At 43.5% G+C, this 20,764-nt stretch carries 18 protein-coding genes and 1 pseudogene; 7 read left to right on the top strand and 12 right to left on the bottom strand.

The window, feature by feature from the left end:
• Window positions 1-180: 180 nt before the first annotated feature.
• The 4 genes from AB4180_RS15865 to AB4180_RS15850 form a co-directional block, all read right to left on the bottom strand.
• Window positions 181-867, bottom strand: a complete 687-nt coding sequence (locus tag AB4180_RS15865) for a DNA-3-methyladenine glycosylase I (RefSeq protein ID WP_102249922.1) — start codon at window positions 865-867, stop codon at window positions 181-183.
• Window positions 868-1,022: 155 nt separating this feature from the next.
• Complete coding sequence (locus AB4180_RS15860; protein ID WP_102249921.1) at window positions 1,023-1,538, bottom strand: N-acetyltransferase; 516 nt, start codon at window positions 1,536-1,538, stop codon at window positions 1,023-1,025.
• A gap of 42 nt (window positions 1,539-1,580) precedes the next feature.
• Window positions 1,581-2,207, bottom strand: coding sequence for an HD domain-containing protein (locus tag AB4180_RS15855; RefSeq protein WP_102249920.1), 627 nt, complete (start codon window positions 2,205-2,207; stop codon window positions 1,581-1,583).
• A gap of 210 nt (window positions 2,208-2,417) precedes the next feature.
• Window positions 2,418-3,077 carry an HAD family phosphatase gene (locus tag AB4180_RS15850; protein WP_012601146.1) on the bottom strand — a complete coding sequence of 220 codons (660 nt, stop codon included), beginning with the start codon at window positions 3,075-3,077 and terminating at the stop codon, window positions 2,418-2,420.
• A 410-nt stretch (window positions 3,078-3,487) separates the two neighbouring features.
• Between AB4180_RS15850 and AB4180_RS15845 the strand changes: the two genes are divergently transcribed.
• The gene (locus AB4180_RS15845) at window positions 3,488-4,816 is read left to right on the top strand and encodes an anaerobic C4-dicarboxylate transporter (protein WP_004732879.1); all 1,329 of its coding nucleotides are present in this window, start codon (window positions 3,488-3,490) and stop codon (window positions 4,814-4,816) included.
• 663 nt (window positions 4,817-5,479) lie between these two features.
• Here AB4180_RS15845 and AB4180_RS15840 read toward each other — a convergent pair.
• The 4 genes and pseudogenes from AB4180_RS15840 to AB4180_RS15825 form a co-directional block, all read right to left on the bottom strand.
• A pseudogene (locus AB4180_RS15840) lies at window positions 5,480-8,671 on the bottom strand (type I restriction endonuclease subunit R); the annotation flags it as partial.
• The gene (locus AB4180_RS15835) at window positions 8,668-9,903 is read right to left on the bottom strand and encodes a restriction endonuclease subunit S (RefSeq protein WP_102249918.1); all 1,236 of its coding nucleotides are present in this window, start codon (window positions 9,901-9,903) and stop codon (window positions 8,668-8,670) included. The pseudogene AB4180_RS15840 and the gene AB4180_RS15835, both read right to left, overlap by 4 nt.
• Window positions 9,893-11,599, bottom strand: coding sequence for a type I restriction-modification system subunit M (locus tag AB4180_RS15830; protein WP_102249917.1), 1,707 nt, complete (start codon window positions 11,597-11,599; stop codon window positions 9,893-9,895). Before AB4180_RS15830 ends, AB4180_RS15835 begins: the two co-directional genes overlap by 11 nt.
• A gap of 76 nt (window positions 11,600-11,675) precedes the next feature.
• Entirely contained in the window at window positions 11,676-13,403 is a 1,728-nt protein-coding gene (locus tag AB4180_RS15825; RefSeq protein ID WP_102249916.1) for an N-6 DNA methylase, read from the bottom strand.
• Between the two features lie 278 nt (window positions 13,404-13,681).
• On the opposite strand from AB4180_RS15825, the gene AB4180_RS15820 reads away from it, so the two are divergent.
• The 3 genes from AB4180_RS15820 to AB4180_RS15810 are packed head-to-tail and all read left to right on the top strand — an operon-like array spanning window position 13,682 to window position 15,329.
• Window positions 13,682-13,996, top strand: a complete 315-nt coding sequence (locus AB4180_RS15820) for a helix-turn-helix transcriptional regulator (RefSeq protein WP_102249915.1) — start codon at window positions 13,682-13,684, stop codon at window positions 13,994-13,996.
• The gene (locus AB4180_RS15815; protein ID WP_102249914.1) at window positions 13,981-14,292 is read left to right on the top strand and encodes a HipA N-terminal domain-containing protein; all 312 of its coding nucleotides are present in this window, start codon (window positions 13,981-13,983) and stop codon (window positions 14,290-14,292) included. The genes AB4180_RS15820 and AB4180_RS15815 overlap by 16 nt, the downstream gene beginning before the upstream one ends.
• The gene (locus AB4180_RS15810) at window positions 14,292-15,329 is read left to right on the top strand and encodes a type II toxin-antitoxin system HipA family toxin (RefSeq protein WP_102249913.1); all 1,038 of its coding nucleotides are present in this window, start codon (window positions 14,292-14,294) and stop codon (window positions 15,327-15,329) included. Before AB4180_RS15815 ends, AB4180_RS15810 begins: the two co-directional genes overlap by 1 nt.
• A gap of 79 nt (window positions 15,330-15,408) precedes the next feature.
• Here AB4180_RS15810 and AB4180_RS15805 read toward each other — a convergent pair whose 3' ends face one another.
• The 3 genes from AB4180_RS15805 to AB4180_RS15795 form a co-directional block, all read right to left on the bottom strand.
• Entirely contained in the window at window positions 15,409-15,732 is a 324-nt protein-coding gene (locus AB4180_RS15805; protein WP_017099124.1) for a DUF4144 domain-containing protein, read from the bottom strand.
• 92 nt (window positions 15,733-15,824) lie between these two features.
• Window positions 15,825-16,616 (bottom strand): CLCA_X family protein, encoded by a 792-nt coding sequence (locus AB4180_RS15800; RefSeq protein WP_102249912.1) that lies wholly within the window; start codon window positions 16,614-16,616, stop codon window positions 15,825-15,827.
• Between the two features lie 85 nt (window positions 16,617-16,701).
• Window positions 16,702-17,403, bottom strand: coding sequence for a flavin reductase family protein (locus AB4180_RS15795; RefSeq protein ID WP_102249911.1), 702 nt, complete (start codon window positions 17,401-17,403; stop codon window positions 16,702-16,704).
• Window positions 17,404-17,639: 236 nt separating this feature from the next.
• Between AB4180_RS15795 and AB4180_RS15790 the strand changes: the two genes are divergently transcribed.
• A complete protein-coding gene (locus tag AB4180_RS15790; protein WP_026012354.1) occupies window positions 17,640-18,047 on the top strand; it encodes a hypothetical protein in 408 nt (135 codons plus the stop codon).
• A 208-nt stretch (window positions 18,048-18,255) separates the two neighbouring features.
• On the opposite strand, the gene AB4180_RS15785 is transcribed toward AB4180_RS15790, so the two are convergent.
• Window positions 18,256-19,698 (bottom strand): N-acylglucosamine 2-epimerase, encoded by a 1,443-nt coding sequence (locus tag AB4180_RS15785; RefSeq protein WP_102249910.1) that lies wholly within the window; start codon window positions 19,696-19,698, stop codon window positions 18,256-18,258.
• A gap of 233 nt (window positions 19,699-19,931) precedes the next feature.
• On the opposite strand from AB4180_RS15785, the gene AB4180_RS15780 reads away from it, so the two are divergent.
• Window positions 19,932-20,495, top strand: a complete 564-nt coding sequence (locus AB4180_RS15780) for a DUF2975 domain-containing protein (protein WP_009846208.1) — start codon at window positions 19,932-19,934, stop codon at window positions 20,493-20,495.
• A 10-nt stretch (window positions 20,496-20,505) separates the two neighbouring features.
• The gene (locus tag AB4180_RS15775; protein ID WP_009846209.1) at window positions 20,506-20,739 is read left to right on the top strand and encodes a helix-turn-helix transcriptional regulator; all 234 of its coding nucleotides are present in this window, start codon (window positions 20,506-20,508) and stop codon (window positions 20,737-20,739) included.
• Window positions 20,740-20,764: the final 25 nt, after the last annotated feature.

Below are 20,764 nucleotides of genomic sequence, written 5' to 3'. Positions count from 1 at the left end.
TCGAGATGTATAAACATTAACCTATCAACATAATGACTTGGCGTCACCGAAGATCGTTGTCTGTCAGCGGTTAATTTACATTTCTTTGAATGAAGCACAAAAAAAGACCAGTGGCATCCGCAACGGGTCTTTAAAGGCTAGATAAATCTGGACGGGTTCTTTAATTAACTACGATGACCACTAGACGCGATTATCACCACAGCTGTAGGCAACGATCTGGCTGATTTCGCTCAGGCTACGACCTGACTGTTGCTGCCATTCGTTGAAGGCTTTACCCGCTGCCAGTTGTGCTCGCTTGGTGTTACGGCCGCTATCTACCACATCGGTACTGCGTAGGTGCGCTTCAACATCCGACGACAAGATGAAAGTGTCTTTACCCATTTGACGCAGAGTGTAGGCACCAGTATTACCACCTAATCGCTTGCCGTGTTTTTTCAGGTAATCCCACAGATCTGTGATACGTTCTGATGGCCAGTCGGCAACCATTTGCGAGAATGAATCGGCTTCACGCTTGGCATTGTGGATCATGGTGGCATTAGCAGGGATGGTCATCACTTTAGTGAGGTGGCGAATAATGCGCGGGTCTTGCGCTTTCTGTTCCCACATCTCATTTGGCAGCATCAGCATTTTCTCGATGTTGAATTCAAAAAACACTTCTTCAAATTGCGGCCACTTCTTTCTCACCACATTCCATGAAATACCACACTGGAATACTTTTTCAGTAAAGGCGGCTAGCCAACGATCGTCTGTGATTTGCGATAGCTCGGCTTGGGAAAGGGGTGCACGAACAATTTTTTCGAGTTCGGCCGCTCCGCCTTTGCGGTGAGCAGCACGTTGATAAATAGTGTCGAATTTTTCTTGGGTCATTGGAGGTTCCAAATTACATCTGTGTATCTTGAGTATGTAGCTAATGCTCAATGATATGGGGTCAAATCTGGCAATTAAAACAAGTCGATTAACTAAATAAGTCTGTTAATTAAAACAATCCTGGTAACTAAAATTAACCTGACAATTAAAATGAACTAGCAGAGCTTTAATTCCATCTGATACAAGGGCCACGTTTTGCCATTGAACTCTTTCACGCTCGGCTCTTTGTCGACTACCTGAAATCCCGCTTTGTCGTAGCAGCGTTTTGCTCCGTAGTTTTGCTTAAATACGGCCAAGGTGATGGTGGTGATATTTGGGATTTCTTTCGCCGCCTCTAAGGCCGTTTCAAGCATCAATTGCCCTAATCCTTTGCCTCGTTGGTTTGGGTGAATCGCGACTCGGCAAAAGCGAAGTTCATTGTCTGACATGCGTTGAAACTCCATAAAGCCAAGCAAGTCATTGGCGTTTGAATCGGTATTCGGTTCAGAGTATGACTTAGATGCAGAAAAGGTATAAAGCTCGACATGTGACTCTTGAGATCGTTCGATGATGGAGGCTGTTTCTAACGGCCAGCCAAAGGTTCGTCCGCCCCATAGAACGTAGTCTTCTTGGGATGCAAACCAAGTGACGATCTCGTCGGCGTCGGATGCTTTAAAGCGGTTTATTTCCATATTCTTATCTCTTCCTTATCGTGTGTCTTTTTTTATAAGCCGCTAAACTTCCGCACCCAACTGATCAAGAAAGTCACGCATGTACTCGGTGCGCTTGTTGGCTTCCAATTTGGCTGATTTTGTATTCATGGTTTCAGCGAGCTTAAACAGTTTCACGTAGAAATGGTCGACGCTGTAATGCTTGTCATCCAAGTCACGCTGCTTCGCAAACGGGTCTTCGTGGTTATAGAGTTCGGCATCGAAGCTCTGCCCAACGTATAGGCAGCGAGCAATGCCAATCGCACCGAGAGAATCTAGGCGATCTGCATCTTGAACAATCTGTGCTTCCAAGGTTTCTGGTGTGATGTTGGCGCTGTAACTGTGAGTGACAATAGCGTGATGGATTTCGTCGAGGTAGGACGCAGGATACTCGATAGATTTGAGATAAGAGATAGCCTTGTCTGCCGCCATTTTTGAGCTTTGGGCTCTGTCTGGGTGGTTCTTAGGGAAGGTGAAGCAATCATGAAGGTAAGCGGCAGGAAGAACGACCTCAAGCTTAGCCTGTTCTTGAGTACACAAAACCTCAGCAGTTTTGACTACTCGCTTGATGTGGCTGATGTCGTGCGCGGCATCCTGTGTCATCTCTTGCTGAGCAAAATCAAGCAGTTGGCTTTCAAATCTTTTAATCACGCGTCCCTTTCTCCATCTGTAGACGTTATCAATCTTGCTTATCGATTAGTATCGTTTCATATCGACTGTAACAGTTTCTTGCGCGATTTTTTATCTTTTATAAAAGGAATATAAACAAAAAAATCGACTCAGTGAGTCGGTTTAATAGAGAGGCTTGTCTACGTATTTTAGGACGAGATAGATAAAAGTATTATCAACGGTAATTAGAGCTTAAGCGACGGCTTGTTGAAGCTGCGCTAACACATGATGTAGGGAAGGGCTGATGGTGTGACCAAGCGCTTTCACTTCGTCACATGGTTCTACCAAATCTGGGATTTGGAAACTGATCATGTTGGCAGCCATAGATGCGCGAATACCGTTGTTTGAATCTTCAAACGCTAGGCAATTTTCAGGTGCAACACCTAAGCGCTCTGCCGCTAGCAAGTAGATCTCTGGGTGAGGCTTACCATTGGTGACTTCACAGCCTGTGCTTAGTGAGGTGAAGTAAGAATCTAGGCCAGCCAGTTCAAGCTTCTTTTTCGCGATATCAAGCTGAGTGGAGGTCGCTACCGCGATTGGAATGTCGTTTGCTTTGAGCCATTCAAGTAGTTCGATAACACCATCTTTAACTGGGATTGCTTGGTGCTTAACAACCGCATTGTAGCGAGTGCGCCATTCGGTGTTCAGCGCCGGGTAATCTAACCCTTCGCCGTAGCCCTTTCTAAAAATCTGTTCGATGGTTTTTGCGTTACAACCAATGATGCCTAAGTAAACATCTTGCAAGAACGGAACATCTTGCGCGTGACATGCTTCTTCAAAAATCTGCATACAAAGTCTCTCGGTGTCGAGTAACAGTCCATCCATATCAAAAATAGCAGCTTGAAAATTCATATCCGTGGTTCTTTATGTGTTGTCATCGTGAGGGCGAGTATTTTGACATAGTGTCTCGGGATAGGCGAGTCAGTGTTCAGTAAGAATATGCTTAGTTAGATAGGAAGTATGCTTCTGAATGACTTTGTATATGATTGATTATGAATGAAATAATATCGTTAAGTTATGAATCTGGCACTTTATAGGCCATACAGATCTAACAGTCACAATAATGGTTATCGTACATAACAAATTTAGATTTAGAGTCTGTCTTCCTATTACATTTCATAAACTTACGGTTCAGTTAGCGTGACCATAATCTTAGAAAAAACAATTTGCGAGAGTCTGCAATCATAGTGTGACCAAGCGATAAGTAAATAGCGGAACTTAGGGACAAAATATCATTAGTCCACATTTTTAGAGGGTTGCTTATGTTGTATTTTGAGTTTCTATTTTTATTAGTCGTTCTTTATATCGGGTCTCGATATGGCGGTATTGGCTTAGGTGTTGTTTCTGGTATTGGCTTGGTTATCGAGGTGTTTGTCTTCAAGATGCCACCAACGTCTCCACCTGTCACCGTAATGCTGATCATCCTCGCTGTTGTTACCTGTGCTTCTATTCTTGAAGCGGCTGGTGGCTTGAAATACATGCTGCAAGTGGCCGAAAGGGTACTGAGAAAGAACCCGAAACGCGTCACTTTGATAGCACCGTTCGTGACTTACTCGATGACTTTCCTATTGGGTACTGGTCATGCGGTTTACTCCATCATGCCTATCATCGGCGATGTTGCACTGAAGAATGGTATTCGTCCTGAGCGCCCAATGGCGGCTGCATCTGTTGCGTCGCAACTGGCGATTACTGCATCTCCAATCTCGGCAGCAGTGGTTTATTACCTCGCGCAACTTTCTGATATCCAACACTCTATTACTCTGCTTTCTATTTTGATGGTGACGGTTCCTGCAACGCTGTTCGGCACACTTTTACTTTCTCTGTATAGCTTGAAACGTGGTAAAGAACTGAACGACGATCCTGAATACCAAGCGCGTCTAAAAGATCCTGAGTGGAAAAAGCGCATCGAAAGCACCACTGCGACGTCTTTGGATGAAGTGCTGCCAACTTCGGCGCGTAATGCGGTATTGATTTTCTTATTGTCGATTGTGGTGATTGTTATCGTGGCGATGGTGCCTGAGATCAGAACCATCGTAGACGGCGATAAGCCAATTAAGATGTCGGTGATCATCCAAATGATGATGCTCTGTTTCGGCGGTATCATTTTGTTAGCGACCAAAACTGACCCGCGTGACGTGCCAAACGGCGTGGTATTCAAATCGGGTATGGTGGCGGCGATTGCTATCTTCGGTATCGCTTGGATGTCGGATACCTATTTCCAATACGCAATGCCTCAGTTCAAGTCGGGCATCGTGGAAATGGTGACTAACTACCCATGGACGTTTGCGCTAGCGCTATTCATCGTATCAGTTGTGGTGAACTCTCAAGCCGCTACTGCACGTATGATGCTACCGGTTGGCCTTGGCTTAGGGTTAGACCCAGCATTGCTTATCGGCTTAATGCCAGCGGTGTACGGCTACTTCTTCATCCCGAACTACCCATCAGATATCGCAACGGTGAACTTCGATGTGTCTGGCACCACTAAGATTGGTAAGTGGTATTTCAACCACTCATTCATGTCAGTGGGTTTAATCGGTGTCGTCGGCGCATGTTGCTTAGGCTACGCTCTCGCACAGATTTTTATCGCTTAATTAAGCGATAGCGAAATAACAAACAAAAACAGCGCCTAATTTGGCGCTGTGTATTATTGAGGGTGTTTTGAGAAAAAACGCCCCCGAAGTTGGAGGCGTTAACTTGCTAGATTAGTGCTTGTTCTTATCAAGCTGTTCTAAGTCTTTTTTCGCTTTATCTGAAAGTCTTACTTTTATTTTGTCTATCATCACTTTGGTACCAGATAAGGTTTTGATTAATCCTTTTCCTGTATCTTTAAACGCCGATATTGCGCCGTACCAAGTTGCTACAACCGTCGCCATTTCATAAGCTGACATTGAAGCAACTAATTCATAAATAGAACAGCCTTCGCGGACTTCTTTGATAGACCAAATCACACCTGGAGTCGTTAAAGAGTATTCGGTTACATCGTACTTATTCAATTCAGCTTGAAGCGTAGATGTAATAACAAAGTACTCTTCTAATATCTCGCGGTTTATGATGCCTACCTGAATCAAATCTTGATAAGCCCCCAGCATATTAAGCTCTGGTATTCTCGCTTCAAACTCAATATCAGCATGGATGGTAAAGGATGCAATATCGACAACGCCAGGTAATGCACTCACTTCATCATAGAAATAAAGCTTTTTATCGCCAAGGGTAAATGGTCGCAATGTGGGCACTTGAACGCTGTCGTCATTCGCCCAACCATCTGCAAGCGCTTCGGCTTGCTCTAATACAAGATCAATGGCTTCTTGAACATCTTCCGGTGGGTATTTCCAGCGTTTGAGCAAACGACGAACCAGATTGCGCATTCGAGCTCGAACACTCTCGCGTTGATTCCAATCCACCGTGGCGGATTTTCGTAGCTCGCGTGTCAATTCAATAGCTAACTGACGAAGGTTATCATCACCGAATACTCGTACCGACTCTTCATTAAGCACAAGCGCACGATAGAAAGAAATTTCATCAGTCGACAAATTTAAACGACTGGCCATTTCAGCATCAATCGCCATCTCTTTTGCCCAAGAGATCAGCTCTTCAATCACTTGCGCCGTTTCAACACTGCGATTGTGGTATTTTTGCAGAGTCGACAAGATACGTTCGGAGTATTTCTTCTCCTGCACGGCATCACTGGCCATTTTGGCCCTGACCTCGTCTTTCAGCAGCTTTTCTAAAAGCTCAACGGCTAAGTTCTGCTGTTGCATGTTTTTGACGTCTTCGAGGAACTCTTCCGACAACAAGGCAATATTAGGCTTATCTAAACCCACCAAACTGAAGATGTCATCAACACCATCTACACTGAGCGCATTATCGAGTAAGGCTTTAAAAACACTACTGTGCTCGGCTGCACTGCGCTTTTTATCAACATTAAACAGCTTCACATACGCCGCTTTCACCGCCACATAAAAAGCAATTTCCGTTTTATAAGGCTCAATTTCATCGAGTGCGTTACACAGTGAATACGCTTTGGTTAACGCGGCCATTGCGTCAAGGTAACGACGTTTACCATCACGTTTGTCATCAACCCCAACTAAACCGGTTAAATGGTTAACCGCGGCAGGAAGCAGTTCCATGGCGTTGCTTTCGAACGTGTCTAAGTATTCAAACACTTGCCCATCGACTGGCGTTGCAAACAAATCACGGATGAGATGGATCTGCTGTTCGGCTTTTTCAAACGCTTGGCGTGCATTAATGGTCGGTTTGTCTTTTCGAGAGCGGCTATTGGTATAGGTTTTTAACGCCTCTTTGAGCTCGCCAGCAATACCAATGTAGTCAACGACTAAGCCGCCTTCTTTGTCACCAAATACGCGGTTAACACGAGCAATCGCCTGCATTAAGTTATGACCACGCATTGGCTTATCAATGTACATGGTATGGCAGCATGGGGCATCAAAACCGGTTAGCCACATGTCACGAACAATGACAATCTTCAGTTCATCACTGATGTCTTTATAACGATTTTCAAGATCTTTTTTTGTCTTCTTGTTGTAAATATGAGGCTGGAATTTCGGTATATCTGAGCTACTGCCCGTCATGATGATTTTTAATGCCCCTTTCTTCGGGTCATCACTGTGCCATTCAGGGCGGAGCTTAATGATCTCGTTGTATAAATCGACACAGATCTCACGGCTCATTCCGACCACGATCGCTTTGCCAGGGAAAGTCTCACAACGCGTTTCGTAATGCTTCACTAAATCGGCCGCCACGGATTTTAAACGCGGCTCACTGCCCACCAGTTTCTCAAGGGCAGCCCATTTGGCTTTAACACTCTCTTTTTGGGCGATCTCTTCGTCTTCGTCAAACTCTTGCTCAACCTGAATATTAAGACGATCCAGCTCCGCTTCATCAACATCTAACTTAGCAATACGTGATTCATAATAAATAGGTACGGTTGCGCCATCATCAATGGCATCTTGTATGTCATACACCGACACGTACGGGCCAAAGACCTGCTGAGTATCCTTATCTACCTCTTCTATTGGCGTACCAGTAAAACCAATGAATGAGGCTTGCGGTAAGGCTTCTCGCATGTATTTTGAATAGCCATAAACGAACTTTTGGCCAATCACATTGCCGTCTTTATCTTTGATCTTTTTTAAGCGCGCCGTATTACCATATTGGCTTCGGTGCGCTTCATCGGACATCACAATGATATTTGAGCGATCTGACAGTTTTGGATGGCTGTCTTCATCATTTTCTAACTGAAACTTTTGTACTGTAGTGAAAATTATCCCGCCAGATTGAACTCTAGATAACTCATCACGCAGACTATCGCGACCATCCACTTTGATCGGCATCTGCTTGAGTGTGTCTGTCGCCATACAAAACGTATCATACAGCTGTTGATCCAGATCGTTACGGTCTGTCACGACCACAATGGTTGGGTTACTCATCTCTGGGCGTTGCAGTAACTTACTGGCGTAACACACCATTGAGATACTTTTCCCTGATCCCTGAGTGTGCCAAACCACGCCCGCTTTACCGGAGCCTTGATCTGTTTTCAGCTTATCGGTTCGGGTAATCAAGCGACCTGTTTTATCAGAGGCAATCACCGTAGAATCGACCGCAGCACGCACCGCGTGGAACTGATGGTAACCAGCGATTTTCTTGATTAACGTTTTTTTGCTTGGCTCAAACAGAATAAAGTAACGGATGTAGTCGAGAATGTGCTCTTTTTTGAAAAAACCTTGCACTAAGGTTTTCAGTTCAAATTCAAAGTTTGGGCGGTCTTCTTCATCATCCACCACACGCCACGGAACAAAACGTTCTTCATTGGCGGTTAACGAGCCCACGCGTGCATTCAAGCCATCACTGATAATCAGTGCTTCGTTGTATACAAACAGTTGTGAGGCTTGATCTTTGTAGGTTTGCAGTTGGTTAAAGGCATCCCAAATATCCGCTTGTTCATCGGCTGGATTCTTTAGCTCAATCACGCTGATCGGCAAGCCGTTGATGAACACCACCATATCGGGAATCAATTCGCCTTTAGTGCCAATAACCGAAAATTGGTTGGTGACCAGAAAATCGTTCTTGTCGATATTGGCAAAGTCGATAAGCTGAACGTAGTCCGGCTCCGTAGTTTCGTTACCCTCGGCATCCAATACTTTCGCTTCGACCTTTACCCCTTCCAGTAACCATTTGTGGAAAGTACGGTTACTTTTGATCAGCACTGGTGAGTCTGGCTTGCTCAGTTGCTCAACCACGTCCTCTAGGGTCGACTTCGCGATGTCTGGGTTGAGCGCCTCTAGGCGCTCAAGCAGAATGTCTTTTAAGATGATTTGATGGTTACTATTGCCACGCTCACGCTTCACCTCTGCCGCAGTAAGGTAGCGGTACTCCATCGACTCAAACCAGTCGATACAGTTCATTTCTAATTGGTGTTCATCAATCATACATCCTCCTTGATTGATTCAGAATTTGTCTTACCTAAGTCGATTTCGCCGGAAAGCAATTTAGGAAGTAGCGTGTCACGTACACTTGCTAACTCAATATTTTCAGCATTTTTGCTGTACTGCCCATCGAGCAAACTACCAACTAACTTGCAGAACTCTTTCTGAACATTTGACGGTGGAACCAATATATCAATCGTATCGAGATCTTTACGCTTGATACTGGATTGCACCGTTGTAACTAACCTTGCATCCATATCGTGTTGAAAGCGGTGAGCTTTGATTGTGTAAAACATATATTCAGGCTCAACGACTTTTCCAAAGCGCAGACCTAACACATTCTGAGCAATACCAAAATTTGTATTTTTAACAAATGATGTCCGACCTATGGTGCCAACTGTCGAGATAAGAACATCTTTAGGTTCTACATGGACTCTGAACCAAGTATTAAACGTTTCTTCAGTAACTCGTTTATCTGTGTTCAAATTTGGAAATGCAGAGTTTTCAGGCAAGTGCTTCACCTCAACAAGAGGTATTCCATCCTCTACGACAGGGGGGGTCTTTCCTCGGTTATCAACATACTTATCGATGACTTTCTTGAATGGTTTAACTGTCCACCCTTCAGGAATCAAACCCAGCTCAGACTCAACTAGCTTTTCTGAGAATAGCGAGGCAGTAGCCGCATCCATTCCCTCTGGTTGCTCACCGTTCATCTTGGCTTTGACTGGGTCGAAATCGACAAACCATGACTTGAAGATGGCTTGCGCCATTTGTTCTAGGTTTTGGTTTACTTGAGTATTCAGGTCTATTTTGTCGTCTATATCACCTAAATATTTAGCGATACTTTTTTCTTTATCCACTCCGAGTTCATTCACCAGTAAAGAACTAAGGTGGTTTCGATTCAGTGTTGGAACTCCTGAACCCACATTGAACTTAGTGAAATCAATACTTCGCATCAGATAATAGACATAGCGAGGATCGTGTCCTTTAAAGTCTTTTATCCAAAGGGTTGTATTAAGCGGCCAGAAATCATCAGTAATATACTGCCCACCACCAATACTTCCACTTCGGCCAATAACAACTCCGGGAGCCTTAACTTTAGACTCATTGTGATATCCTCCGACCCCTGTTGATGCTACGACAGGGATACCACCTTCAACCCTATCACCTTTAGGCAAATCAAAGCCTCTTTGTAAGGTGATAAATTCATTAAGGGGAGTTTGTTTAAAGCTCATAACCTAACCCCGCTAGGTTCTTCTTGATTTCTGCTTCTAGTGTCGCAGACTCAGCAAACTGCTCGCTCAACTTCGCGGTTAGCGTTGCCATTTTCTCGCCAAACGGAATGCCGTCATCTTCTTCTTCAACGGCACCGACATAACGACCCGGGGTTAATACAAAATCATGCTTGGTGATTTCTTCAATGGTTGCTGATTTACAAAAACCCGCTTGGTCTTCATAAGTCACACCATTGACGGCTTCGCCGGTTTTCCACGCATGGAATAGATCAGCAATTGGGCGGGTGTCTTTTTCAAAGTCGAAATCTTTTAATACGCGATCTTTCATGTAACCCATATTACGCGCATCAATAAACAGCACTTCGTTGTTACGGTCACGCAGTTTGCGACCGGCTTTGTCGGTACGCGTCCCTTTGTTGTGAGTTAAAAACCAGATACAAGCCGGGATTTGGGTATTGGTAAACATTTGACCTGGCAGTGCCACCATACACTCCACTTTATTCTCTAAGACAAGCTGCTTACGGATTTCACCTTCATTATTGGTGGTCGAACTCATCGAGCCATTCGCCAATAACAAGGCTTGTGAGCCATTTTTATCTAGGTGATAGAGCATGTGCTGCAACCACGCAAAGTTGGCATTGCCGCTTGGCGGCGTACCGTATTTCCAGCGCGGGTCGCCGTCTTTTACGCCAACATCCCACTCTTTCATGTTGAATGGGGGGTTAGCCATAATGAAATCAGCACGCAGATCATCATGTTGGTTTTGGGTGAAGGTATCGCCGGGCTCTTTACCAAATTTAAAATCGAGCCCACGGATCACCATGTTCATGCCCGCGAGCTGCCAAGTGGTGTGGTTATACTCTTGACCGTAAATCGAGACTTTTTGTTTTTGCTCAATCGCATCGTAGCGGTTTTGGTGAGCGTAGCTTTCAATGAATTTTTCTGATTGAACAAAGAAGCCGCCAGAGCCCATTGCTGGGTCATACACTCGGCCTTCAAACGGTTCAATCATTTCAACAATCAAAGAAACAATACTGGCTGGCGTGTAGAACTGACCGCCTTTTTTGCCTTCCGCTAAAGCAAATTCGCCCAACATGTATTCATAGACATGACCCAGAATGTCTTTGCCCTTTAATGCCCCATGATTAAACGGAATTTTAGCAATCAAGTTGATCAGGTCTTTCAACTTCGCTTGGTCAATTTTTAATGCGGTGTAGTGTTTATTCAAAAAGCCTTTCAGCTCTTTATTATCACGTTCGATAGCGTCTAATGCATTATCGATCAGGTGACCTACCGATTTGATTTTCTTCTTTTCACCATCAATATCCAGCTCAACAGTACCAATACAGAGTGGTGCATTGTCTTGCAGGAACTGCCAGCGCGCCTCTGTTGGCAGCCAGAAGACGTTCTTTTCTTTGTAGTAATCTCGCTCTTCGAGCTCACTCAACACTTCGGCTTCGTACGCTTCTGGTGTTAAGCCGTCGGATTCGAGGTGATACTCATGGTTTTGATCAGCGAACTGTTCGCGTAGTTCTTTTTGGCGATCCGCAAAGGCGCACGAAGTGTAACGAATGAAAATTAAGCCTAACACCGCGTGTTTATAGTCTGCCGCGGAGAGAACTGATCGAAGTTTGTCTGCTGCGGTCCATAAGTCTTTATTGAGACTTTTTAGAAATTCTTGTTCTGTTTGGTTCATTACTGCTATTCCAAATTCTTTTGATTAAGTACATCGTATTATTTCAGGCATGATACGCTATGAATATCATGTCTCACTATGATTTAAACCATACGGTCTCATTTAACTGGTTAATTTCATTGCGGAGCTGCTCAAGCTGCTGATGTTTTTCGACCACTTGGGCACGAATCTTCTCAGCGTTCTGCATGTCAGACAGGGAAAGCTCTGGGATCTGCAACGCCTTTAAATCTTTCGGTGATAATACCGGTTGAATAGTCCCAGAGACCAAGTTACCTATCTGCCACTGCCCTAACTCACTGACTAGATATTGATAGAGAAACTCAGGGGTGATGGAGACGTAAGGTTTGATACGAATGACGGTAAACACTTGACTTGCCAAGACGTGGCTATCATCAGCCTCAACCAAACCGACTCGACCCACAGTGCCGCGACTAGAAAGTAAAATGTCACCTTTTCTTAACGCCTGTTTTGAGGCTTTGTTGAGGTTTTGCTTTACCATCACCAGCTTTAGTTCACCGGTAATTTGACCAATTTCATTGAGATTAGAGAGTACAACCTCGCTGAAGGTTTCGCCTTCATCTTCTGACTTGAGCATTTGCGGCCTGATGAACTCTGCAACGTCAGCCAAATTAATCATTTTGAGATCGGCAAGCTCGCGCATCATTGTTCTATCTTCTTGCGTCATCACGTAACGACTTGGTATCCAGCTCATGTTGTTTTGCTGGATTTGCTCTGCTGTCACTCGTGCAGAGTAATCTGACTCTGTGCGCTCATGGTATAGCTCTAAGATTTGATCGATGCCTTTGAGCTTCTTTTGCACTCGATTCAAGCTTTCTGTAAAGGTAGAGTCATCACTTGCATCAATCATCAAAGTCGAACTGCCATCATGGCTCTTGTCTAGCACAATCACACTAAAAGGAATCATGGTTGAGTTAAGCAGTTGACCGGGTAACGAAATCACCGCTTTTAGCCACCCCTTATCAAGCATATCTTGCTTAAATGAGGCTTCTGCAGAAACCGAAGACGTTAAGAAGCTATTCGCGACACATACCACCACATGACTTTGGCTATGGGCCAGCATATGACGCAATTGATAAACGTAACCGTTAGAGGACTTTTCAACAAAGCGCCCCCACAGATCTTTGGGCGCTTCCTTGCCAAGCTTTAAGTTAAACGGTGGAAAGCCAATAGAATGTTCAAATTGCTCTAAGCCACCGTGTGTGACGAATTTAGGGTTAGAGAGTGGGTCTGATTGGCGAATGTCATAGCCCGATTTATTGAGCAGTTCGCCACGAGTGAGAGCCATTGTTATTGAGTCTATAGATTGAGCTTCATACCCCACCTTTCCATCCATGACTTCGGCAAAAGCATACGAAGCCTCAAATGGGCAGTAAACCGCTTCTGTCGTGTTCGGTAATAAACCTTTTCCTAATTGAACCACTTCTTTTGGGATGACCGTTACCATGGCCTTTTTAGCAAGTGCCAAATATTCAAAAGCGTTCAATAAGTCTTGATCATTGACGGCTTCAAGTTTGTATAGCTCGAGCAAGTTTTTAAAAAACTCCCCAATGAAGGGGTGCAGCTTTTTAACATCGATAGCAGGTAAGTTATAACCAAACTCCTGATACTGCTTATTTAACTCATCAAACTCCATCCAAAGCATGTCACTAGCAAGGCTATCGCTTAAATGGTCAACACCAGAGCGTTTCAGTAGTAAAAAGCTTTGTGCGACTACAGGCACTAACTCACAAAAAGCAAGAGGGCCTCGTAAGTCTTCAATCAATTTAGTTATCGGGTTGTTCATGTTTGTTCTCCCATGCACTTTATGGTGGAAATAATAACACCAATAAAGAAAATAACAATCAATAAAGCAAAAATAATTTAATTATTTTTTTGGTTTGGGTTGTTATTTTTGGTTTTGTGCTGACATGAAAAGTCACATTTGAATATTTGGGCTTTTTAAGTGCGAGAAAAATTCACATATAACATGTTGTGGTGTAGTATTTACTCAATAAATTCATTTGTGGGTAAGTTTGTGTTATTTGCTCTGTTTTAATTCATATTTAATTTTAAGGGTGTCAAATGGCTAAAGACGCAGATGAAGTGCAAGTGCAATTGAGAAAGCTCTACCAAGAGATGCAAGGGCTTTTAGATGAAATCATGGTGTTAAGGGAAAACCCACATAATCAGGCCTCCTTAAATGAGAGTATCGACCTTGCTGAGATCCTTCAACTCAAAAGGCGAGAGCTCGACATTTCAATTGAAGATTTAGAGCTACAAACTGACATCTCTTTTTCAACGGTGCAAAGAACATTAAAGGCCCCACAAAACGCTAAACTGGGCAACGTTTTGAAAATCTGTAACGAATTAGGAGTCAAACTATGGATCGAAAAGTAAAAGTCTTTCTCTATAACCACTTGGCAGGCGTTCTAACTCAAAAAAATAGCACCTTTACTTTTACTTATGATGAGAACTACAGAGGAAAGCCACTGTCATTGAGCTTTCCATTAGCCCAAAAAAGCTTTTCTCAAGAACAACTTCACCCTTTTTTCGCCAGCTTAGCCCCAGAGGGATGGTTAAAGAAAAGGTACTCAGAAACACAAAGAATCGATGAAAACGATACTTTAGGAATGTTGATACAAAATGGGAAGAACCTGATTGGAGCCGTTCGAATTGAGAGGTTTGATAACTGATGTTTCCAGAAAATAAATGCTTGATTAGCTTAGTCGCACTGAATGATCGAAACCGATTTCAAGACGAATATACCAAAGCCACTGTCAAAGACTTAACAGGTGATTACTCGGTAACAGTACGTTTACCCTTTACTAAAAGTGAATTTGGCTCTGAACAACCTAAGAAACAAAAAGGGATGAGTATTTCTGGCTATCAGCCTAAGTTATCTCTTGTGATCAACGATAACCAGTTTGAAGTCGTTGAAAATGAAGCTCAGTATATTTTAAAGCCATCCCCCAACGAGTTTCCTCATTTAGCGGAAAATGAACACGCCACCATGTTAGTGATGAAGAAGCTAAACTTTGATATTCCTAAGTTTGGTCTTACTCGATTCAAAAAAGATAGCGACGGTAACGAAGAGAAAGCTTTTGTTATCCAACGATTTGATCGTACTTCCGACAGAGAAGCGATTCATCAAGAACAATTAGATGGCGCAATGAGTATTGCCGAGAAGTACGGCAAGACCAAGGACGACGACGAAGGCTACGTTAGCTATGAGAGAATTTGGAAGTTTCTTTCTCTGCATATAGAAGACACATTAAAACTGAAACAAGATTTCTTTCGCAGAATATTTACAGCCTACTTATTAGGTAACAACGATTTGCACCTTAGAAATTTTGGCATTTTAAGGCCAGAGGTTGGTCCTGATACGTTAGCTCCGATTTATGATTACGTATCTGTAGCACCTTACAAAGACTACATTACCGATCAAATGGCATTGCCTTTGTTGGAATTAGAAGAAGGCGGAGAAAAACAAACCAATGGATTCGCTACATACTCCAAATACACAGGATACGACTTTATTCAATTTGGTTCGGCTATTGGTTTAAAGCCTAAAATGACAGAAAAATTACTGGATGACATCCTTAAAAAAATTCCCACAATTTTAGAAATATATAAGAATAGTTTCGTTCCAGAAGAACACTACCGTGCTATTAATAAATGGATACTTTCTATTGAATACTACGCGAACAAACGCGATGAGTTTAAAGGGTAAGTATTAAAGATATGAAAAAGCGCGCCGTTTCTGTTTGGACGTATTAATTCGAACCTAGGTTTCGAATTAATAACTAATATTAGCGAGCCTCAAAAGCCAAAGACTGAATCGCTTCTTCTATCGTTAGGAAGTGGATTTTCATTAGGCACACTTCTGCTTTCTGGAACTCGTGGTTTCGAATCAGTTTGGTCACGCTTTCAACCGAATACTGGTCTGCTCGTTTCGCTAGAGACAGTTGGTTTGAGCTCGATTCAAGCGAGTAGCTATCGCCCACTGAATCAATGAGGTAATCATCTTCGCCCAAGATCATGTCTGAGCATTCTGCTTGAAATTCGTGTTCGGATGCGACGTAAATAAGCTCATCGTCCCCGTCGAGTTTTACCAAAGATGGCCAACTGATCATTAGTGCCTCTCAATCATGGATGTTGAAGTGTATGTCTGGACTATAAACACTTTTCGCTGATGGATCATCTCTTAGCCCTAACGACTCTAACGTTACTTACTTAGAGATCGACCCAACGGCGCGAAGTAACCTTGCAGCGCTTTATTAATTTCTTTGCGATGCTTGAGGTCTGGATAGAGAGGGAACATATCTGGTTTGGTCGTGCCATCGACTAAGTAAGCATTCTCGATATCTGAGCAGGATTCAATCGTAGCTTCAAAGGCTCGCGCCATCATTTCTGTTGGTAGTGAGAAGTAACGGGCCGACATCGCTTTGTCGGCAATAACACTTCGCGCCACGTAATCGTGTTTATCTAGGTTGTTGTCATTGAGTAGTGTGGCATCGAACACAGACATCAAACTTTCGTTTAATGGGTGAGGCCTTACCTTTCTATCATGTAGCCAACAGTCACTGGCGAACAAGATTTGCTTGCGAGGACCGGAGGTGTCACCAATCTCAAACGCCTTTTCGGCAATGTAGTGGTCAAATGCATGCCAGAACTCATGCGCTAACGCACCAGCCCCTGCGTTTTTAGCGAGGGCTAACTCTCTTTGATTTGGTGCGTAGTGTGCTTGTACACCTTTTCTGCCACCACTGCCGAACGCTAAGCCTAATGTGCCACGTAAGCCAATCGCTTCTGGTGGCAAAGCCAAGATGTAAGCCAAGTCTGCTAACGAGTCGAATATCAGATTTGCAGCGAGCTCTTTCTCTTCTTTCGTTACCCAAGCGCCTACACGAATGCTGCCCATACCGAAGGTCTGTTTGATGTCCATGAATGACACCTGATCGCCATGTCGGTAGTCTGGGCCTTTGCGCGTTTTGTATTTAAAGTGGGTTAACTTCAAAAGGGTCCTTGGAAATAGATGTAGTTTAGCGCTGTTGTGTGGTGCACAGGGTGAAGTTGAGAAAGTTAGCACCTTTGTCCGTAAATTACCGAACAAAATGAGTGAGATTGTGTTCGAAAGCCTCCCATGAGGTTGGGTTACCTTCGTGGGTCAGTGGAAATAGTGACCTATTTGGTTTTGCATAGCTTAAACGATGTAGCCTCTGCGTGACATGATAACTGTCTAGCCCTGAAATCGTGACCAAATCTAACGCTTCTAAATCTAGGTAGCCGTCCGGCATCACAGCTCGTTTTGGCGCGTGAACCGTAACAACTTCACCAATCAACATTTGAGTTTGGTTACTTTCAATTGTTATCTGCTCTTTGAAGGCTAAGCCTATTTTTAGAGGGCTTTCCAAAACAAACGGAGCAGGGAACACATCATCGTAGTAGGGCGTGAGACCGACCGCGTTAAATTCTGAGACTGATTTAGGGTAACGAGCGGAAGTTTGATGGGCTTTTTGAACAAAGCCCGCCCCGATACTATTGATAGTGAAGTGTTGAGTTTCTAGGATATTTTCTAATGTATGACGGCGACTTTCCGCAGGCCGGATGATGAAGCCAAGTAAAGGTGGATTCGACCCCAAATGAACCACAGAGCTCACTACTGCAAGATTTTCTAGCCCTTGCTTGTCGCATGTGCCAATAAGGTTGGCGCTTTTAAACCCCGATAAGGAGTTAATTAAACGAGCGCGCTCACGCTGGTCCATTGCTTGGAGATCTTGTCTTGAAAGGATCATTGCCTTCATATCTTCTCTTCTTCTCACTTTTGTTTTCGACGACTTGTTCATTAACTAAAACATATCTACGCAGCATCACTTTATTCCGATCATCCACTTTGAATAAGTGGTAGTGAAAGGAGGATTCTTTTAGAAAATTGTAGTTTTCTTGAAATTAAATGTGACACTGTAGCTTAATTTGTTGTTGCAGCGGTTTGCTATTGAGCGATACCATGTACGGCTATTTCTTTGGTAAAGATGTAATTATGTCAGATGAAAAGCTCGCGCTAGAGTGGATGCGCCAACAAGCGCATAGAATTGATCCATATGTTATAAATCCATCATTTGATGAATGCGTTGAGTTGCTTGAGCCTGCCTTTAAGAAGGGCAAGAGTGTCGCGCAGCTAAAATATCTATTATCAGAAGCGGATCGCCGAGCGGGAGCTGCCGAACGTAAACATGCTGCTTTAAAGTTTGCTAAAGAAAAAAGCCCAAAGGCAGGTCAAAACCTTCGTCTGCAAAGCAAACTTCAACAAGTTCAATTGGCATTAAAGTTAGCAACTGGCGATAACAACATGACCATATCGCAGTTCTGCTCTGAATATGATGTCAGTAAGCGAGACGGCAACGAAGCGTGGAATGAAAAGTTGGTTGAGCAGAATAATAAGAAGTGATTTCGTGATGCCGTATATGGTTTAACTGAAGATCCGACAAGATTAACTTGCTTATGTATTCATTTAAAATCCTACCAATAAATGTTGCTCAACGGTATTTCAAAAGCCTGAAGATCTTCTTTTCAGGCTTTGCTAACGGCTAGCTACTCATCAGCTCCGTCTTAGTCGTTAACCACTTCTAAAAATACCGATGAGTGAATATCAGGTATTAAGGTCGAATGTTGTTGAAACTGACCTTTTGCGTTCCATCGCTCTGATTCTCTAATTTAAGTACATCTCCTTGATAGTAATAAGGTTCCATTGGCATCTTGCTGTTAGTTGGCCTTGCGTAGTGAAGTACAGCGGGTTTACCTTCCTCTTGTCGAGCATATAAATAGCCAATCAGCGCATGTTCAAATTGGTGATAGCCACTGCCCCAATGGAAGGCTTTAGTACGCTTAGGCTCAAGCCCAACGCCACCGTATTTATGATCTACCCATACATCATGAAAGGTGGGCAGGGTGTATTGCAGTACGTCTTTCATTGAACCATCGATAAGCGATACCGTCATCGCAGCTTGATCAAGCTCAGCCCATTCCCATGATGACGCCCATTGGCTGTACGGTCTGCTTTGCCAGCCCGTGATATCTTGCCCTTGCCACATCTTCTGAAGTCGCTCGCCAAAGTAGTTAGATACATTGGCAAAATCTTTTTGATATTGCGCCTGAGCCAAAGTGTGTTTCATACCGTCTAAACCAAACTCAGACCAATCGGAATTTTTTAATGCATGACCAGTTAGATAGGTCATCCAATACGCTTTAATGGTGTGCCCAAAATCATTGTGATTGGCATTCTGCATCATTGCCGCTTTGTCGTGAATTGCGCCGTAGAAGCGTTGTTCATCTTCAGAGTGGTAGTGATCAATCATGGCTTGCGTGAGCCAGTTTAAGTCATCAAGCCATTTGGCTTTGACGGGCTCTTTGAGCAGAGGAGCGACTAACAACAGGTAGCCGTTTATTTGATCAAGTTGCGCGACCAGTTCACGTCGTTTTGCACTGCCATCTTCACCGTCGGCGAGTACCCAAGCAAGACCGCTGTTGTCGCTAAGTCTATATTTATCAAAGATAAAAGCTTGTTGGGCGATGAGTGCTTCTTCTACCTTTTTGTCTTGGGTCAGGTAGTAGTACATCGCGAGTCCAACCAGCGCATACGCTTGATCTTGAGAGGTACGTTGCTGCCAATCTTGACCCGCTTTTCCCTCTTTTGTGTAGCCAATAAAGCCACCATTTTTCTTATCTTCTAGTTGATCAATGAGGTAGTAGGCACCTTGCTTGGCAAGCGCTAAAGCTTGTTTGTCTCCAGTAAGGTGATAGAGCACGCCGTAGGCATAGGTTTGGCGTGATTTCATACGCGTAAACTCCTTGCCAAAGTGGGGAGTGATCCAGCCTCTGTTCAATTCAGGACACACATCAGATACATCGAGCAAGGTACCATCATCGCAGCGGAAAGTAGGGAAATTGCCTATCGGTTCTCCCTGTGCGCTCGGCATAAGCCAGTAAGGTGCGAGCCCTTCAGAAGCATGATTGATCCAGTCTTCTCCAGAGGGAAGGGTGACATTGGCAGATACGGCCAAGCTAGTGACACTGAGTAATACGATGGTTGCTCGTAACATAACGTTTATCTTAACTATTTGAATTTAGTTGAATATAAACAATCACATCTGCACATTGTGATTAGGCGATCACAATCGACCAAATTATTTGTGGTGTAGATGTAGGACTATCTGGGTCTTACTCATTTTAATATTGCAAATAAACAATAATTTATCGTTTATCGATAAATTGTTGTTGATCATCGTTTGTTTTGATCTTAATATTCTTCCATCAACTCAACAGGAATATAAGTATGTCTAAGATTCAAAAACAAAGTCGCCGTGTGCGAATGCTACTGCAGTCCTTTCTTGCACTCACTCCGATCATGGTGTGTTACTTCTGGCTAACTGTTCAAACACCCTATGACTTTCTTAGTGAGATGGGCATTATTCAGTTTTCCATCGAGATGGATTACTTTATAACCTCTCCACTCACAGTCTCTCCACTTACTACGACAACAAGAATCATCGCAATGTTCACCAGTTTGGCGATGTCGAGCATTCTTATGTATGCATTAACGGTTCTGATACGCCTATTCCGTAACTATGAGCGAGGTGAAATCTTCTCTTTAGAAAACGCAATGTCCTATCAGAAACTCGGATATAGCTTGTTCTATTGGGTATTAGGTTCAGTTATCTATGGTTCATTGATGTCAGTGATTCTGTCGTTCAATAATCCACCAGGTGACCGTATCTTTGAGATTAGTTTCGTTGGTATGGACTTTTTAACACTGATATTGGGTATAATTATTTTGATCATCTCGTGGGTGATGAAAGAAGGTTATATTCTGGCTGACGAACATAGCCAAACCATTTAAAGGACTTGTCATGACTATCCGCATTAATTTAGACATTATGATGGCCAAACGGAAAATGCGATTAAAGACATTGGCAAAAGAAGTTGGGATAACAGAAGCCAACTTGTCCGTATTAAAAAATGATAAAGCCAAAGCCGTAAGGCTATCGACGCTCGACAAGCTATGTGAAGTTTTAGAGTGCCAACCTGGTGATATTTTAGAATTTGAACCGAATGATCATAAAGACGGCGTTGCGGCAGAGTAGCCAGTAAGGAAATCGCTTTCAAATC

Origin of the sequence: Vibrio sp. 10N.286.49.C3 (assembly GCF_041469545.1) — a bacterium.
GTDB lineage: Bacteria > Pseudomonadota > Gammaproteobacteria > Enterobacterales > Vibrionaceae > Vibrio > Vibrio tasmaniensis_A.
This window is presented reverse-complemented; position numbering and strand designations above follow the sequence as displayed.

Coding starts and splice junctions, on each gene's coding strand:
- AB4180_RS15865 (WP_102249922.1), bottom strand. CDS start 867: ATGACCCAAGAAAAATTCGACACTATTTATCAACGTGCTGCTCACCGC.
- AB4180_RS15860 (WP_102249921.1), bottom strand. CDS start 1,538: ATGGAAATAAACCGCTTTAAAGCATCCGACGCCGACGAGATCGTCACT.
- AB4180_RS15850 (WP_012601146.1), bottom strand. CDS start 3,077: ATGAATTTTCAAGCTGCTATTTTTGATATGGATGGACTGTTACTCGAC.
- AB4180_RS15845 (WP_004732879.1), top strand. CDS start 3,488: ATGTTGTATTTTGAGTTTCTATTTTTATTAGTCGTTCTTTATATCGGG.
- AB4180_RS15835 (WP_102249918.1), bottom strand. CDS start 9,903: ATGAGCTTTAAACAAACTCCCCTTAATGAATTTATCACCTTACAAAGA.
- AB4180_RS15830 (WP_102249917.1), bottom strand. CDS start 11,599: ATGAACCAAACAGAACAAGAATTTCTAAAAAGTCTCAATAAAGACTTA.
- AB4180_RS15825 (WP_102249916.1), bottom strand. CDS start 13,403: ATGAACAACCCGATAACTAAATTGATTGAAGACTTACGAGGCCCTCTT.
- AB4180_RS15820 (WP_102249915.1), top strand. CDS start 13,682: ATGGCTAAAGACGCAGATGAAGTGCAAGTGCAATTGAGAAAGCTCTAC.
- AB4180_RS15815 (WP_102249914.1), top strand. CDS start 13,981: ATGGATCGAAAAGTAAAAGTCTTTCTCTATAACCACTTGGCAGGCGTT.
- AB4180_RS15810 (WP_102249913.1), top strand. CDS start 14,292: ATGTTTCCAGAAAATAAATGCTTGATTAGCTTAGTCGCACTGAATGAT.
- AB4180_RS15805 (WP_017099124.1), bottom strand. CDS start 15,732: ATGATCAGTTGGCCATCTTTGGTAAAACTCGACGGGGACGATGAGCTT.
- AB4180_RS15795 (WP_102249911.1), bottom strand. CDS start 17,403: ATGAAGGCAATGATCCTTTCAAGACAAGATCTCCAAGCAATGGACCAG.
- AB4180_RS15790 (WP_026012354.1), top strand. CDS start 17,640: ATGTCAGATGAAAAGCTCGCGCTAGAGTGGATGCGCCAACAAGCGCAT.
- AB4180_RS15785 (WP_102249910.1), bottom strand. CDS start 19,698: ATGTTACGAGCAACCATCGTATTACTCAGTGTCACTAGCTTGGCCGTA.
- AB4180_RS15780 (WP_009846208.1), top strand. CDS start 19,932: ATGTCTAAGATTCAAAAACAAAGTCGCCGTGTGCGAATGCTACTGCAG.
- AB4180_RS15775 (WP_009846209.1), top strand. CDS start 20,506: ATGACTATCCGCATTAATTTAGACATTATGATGGCCAAACGGAAAATG.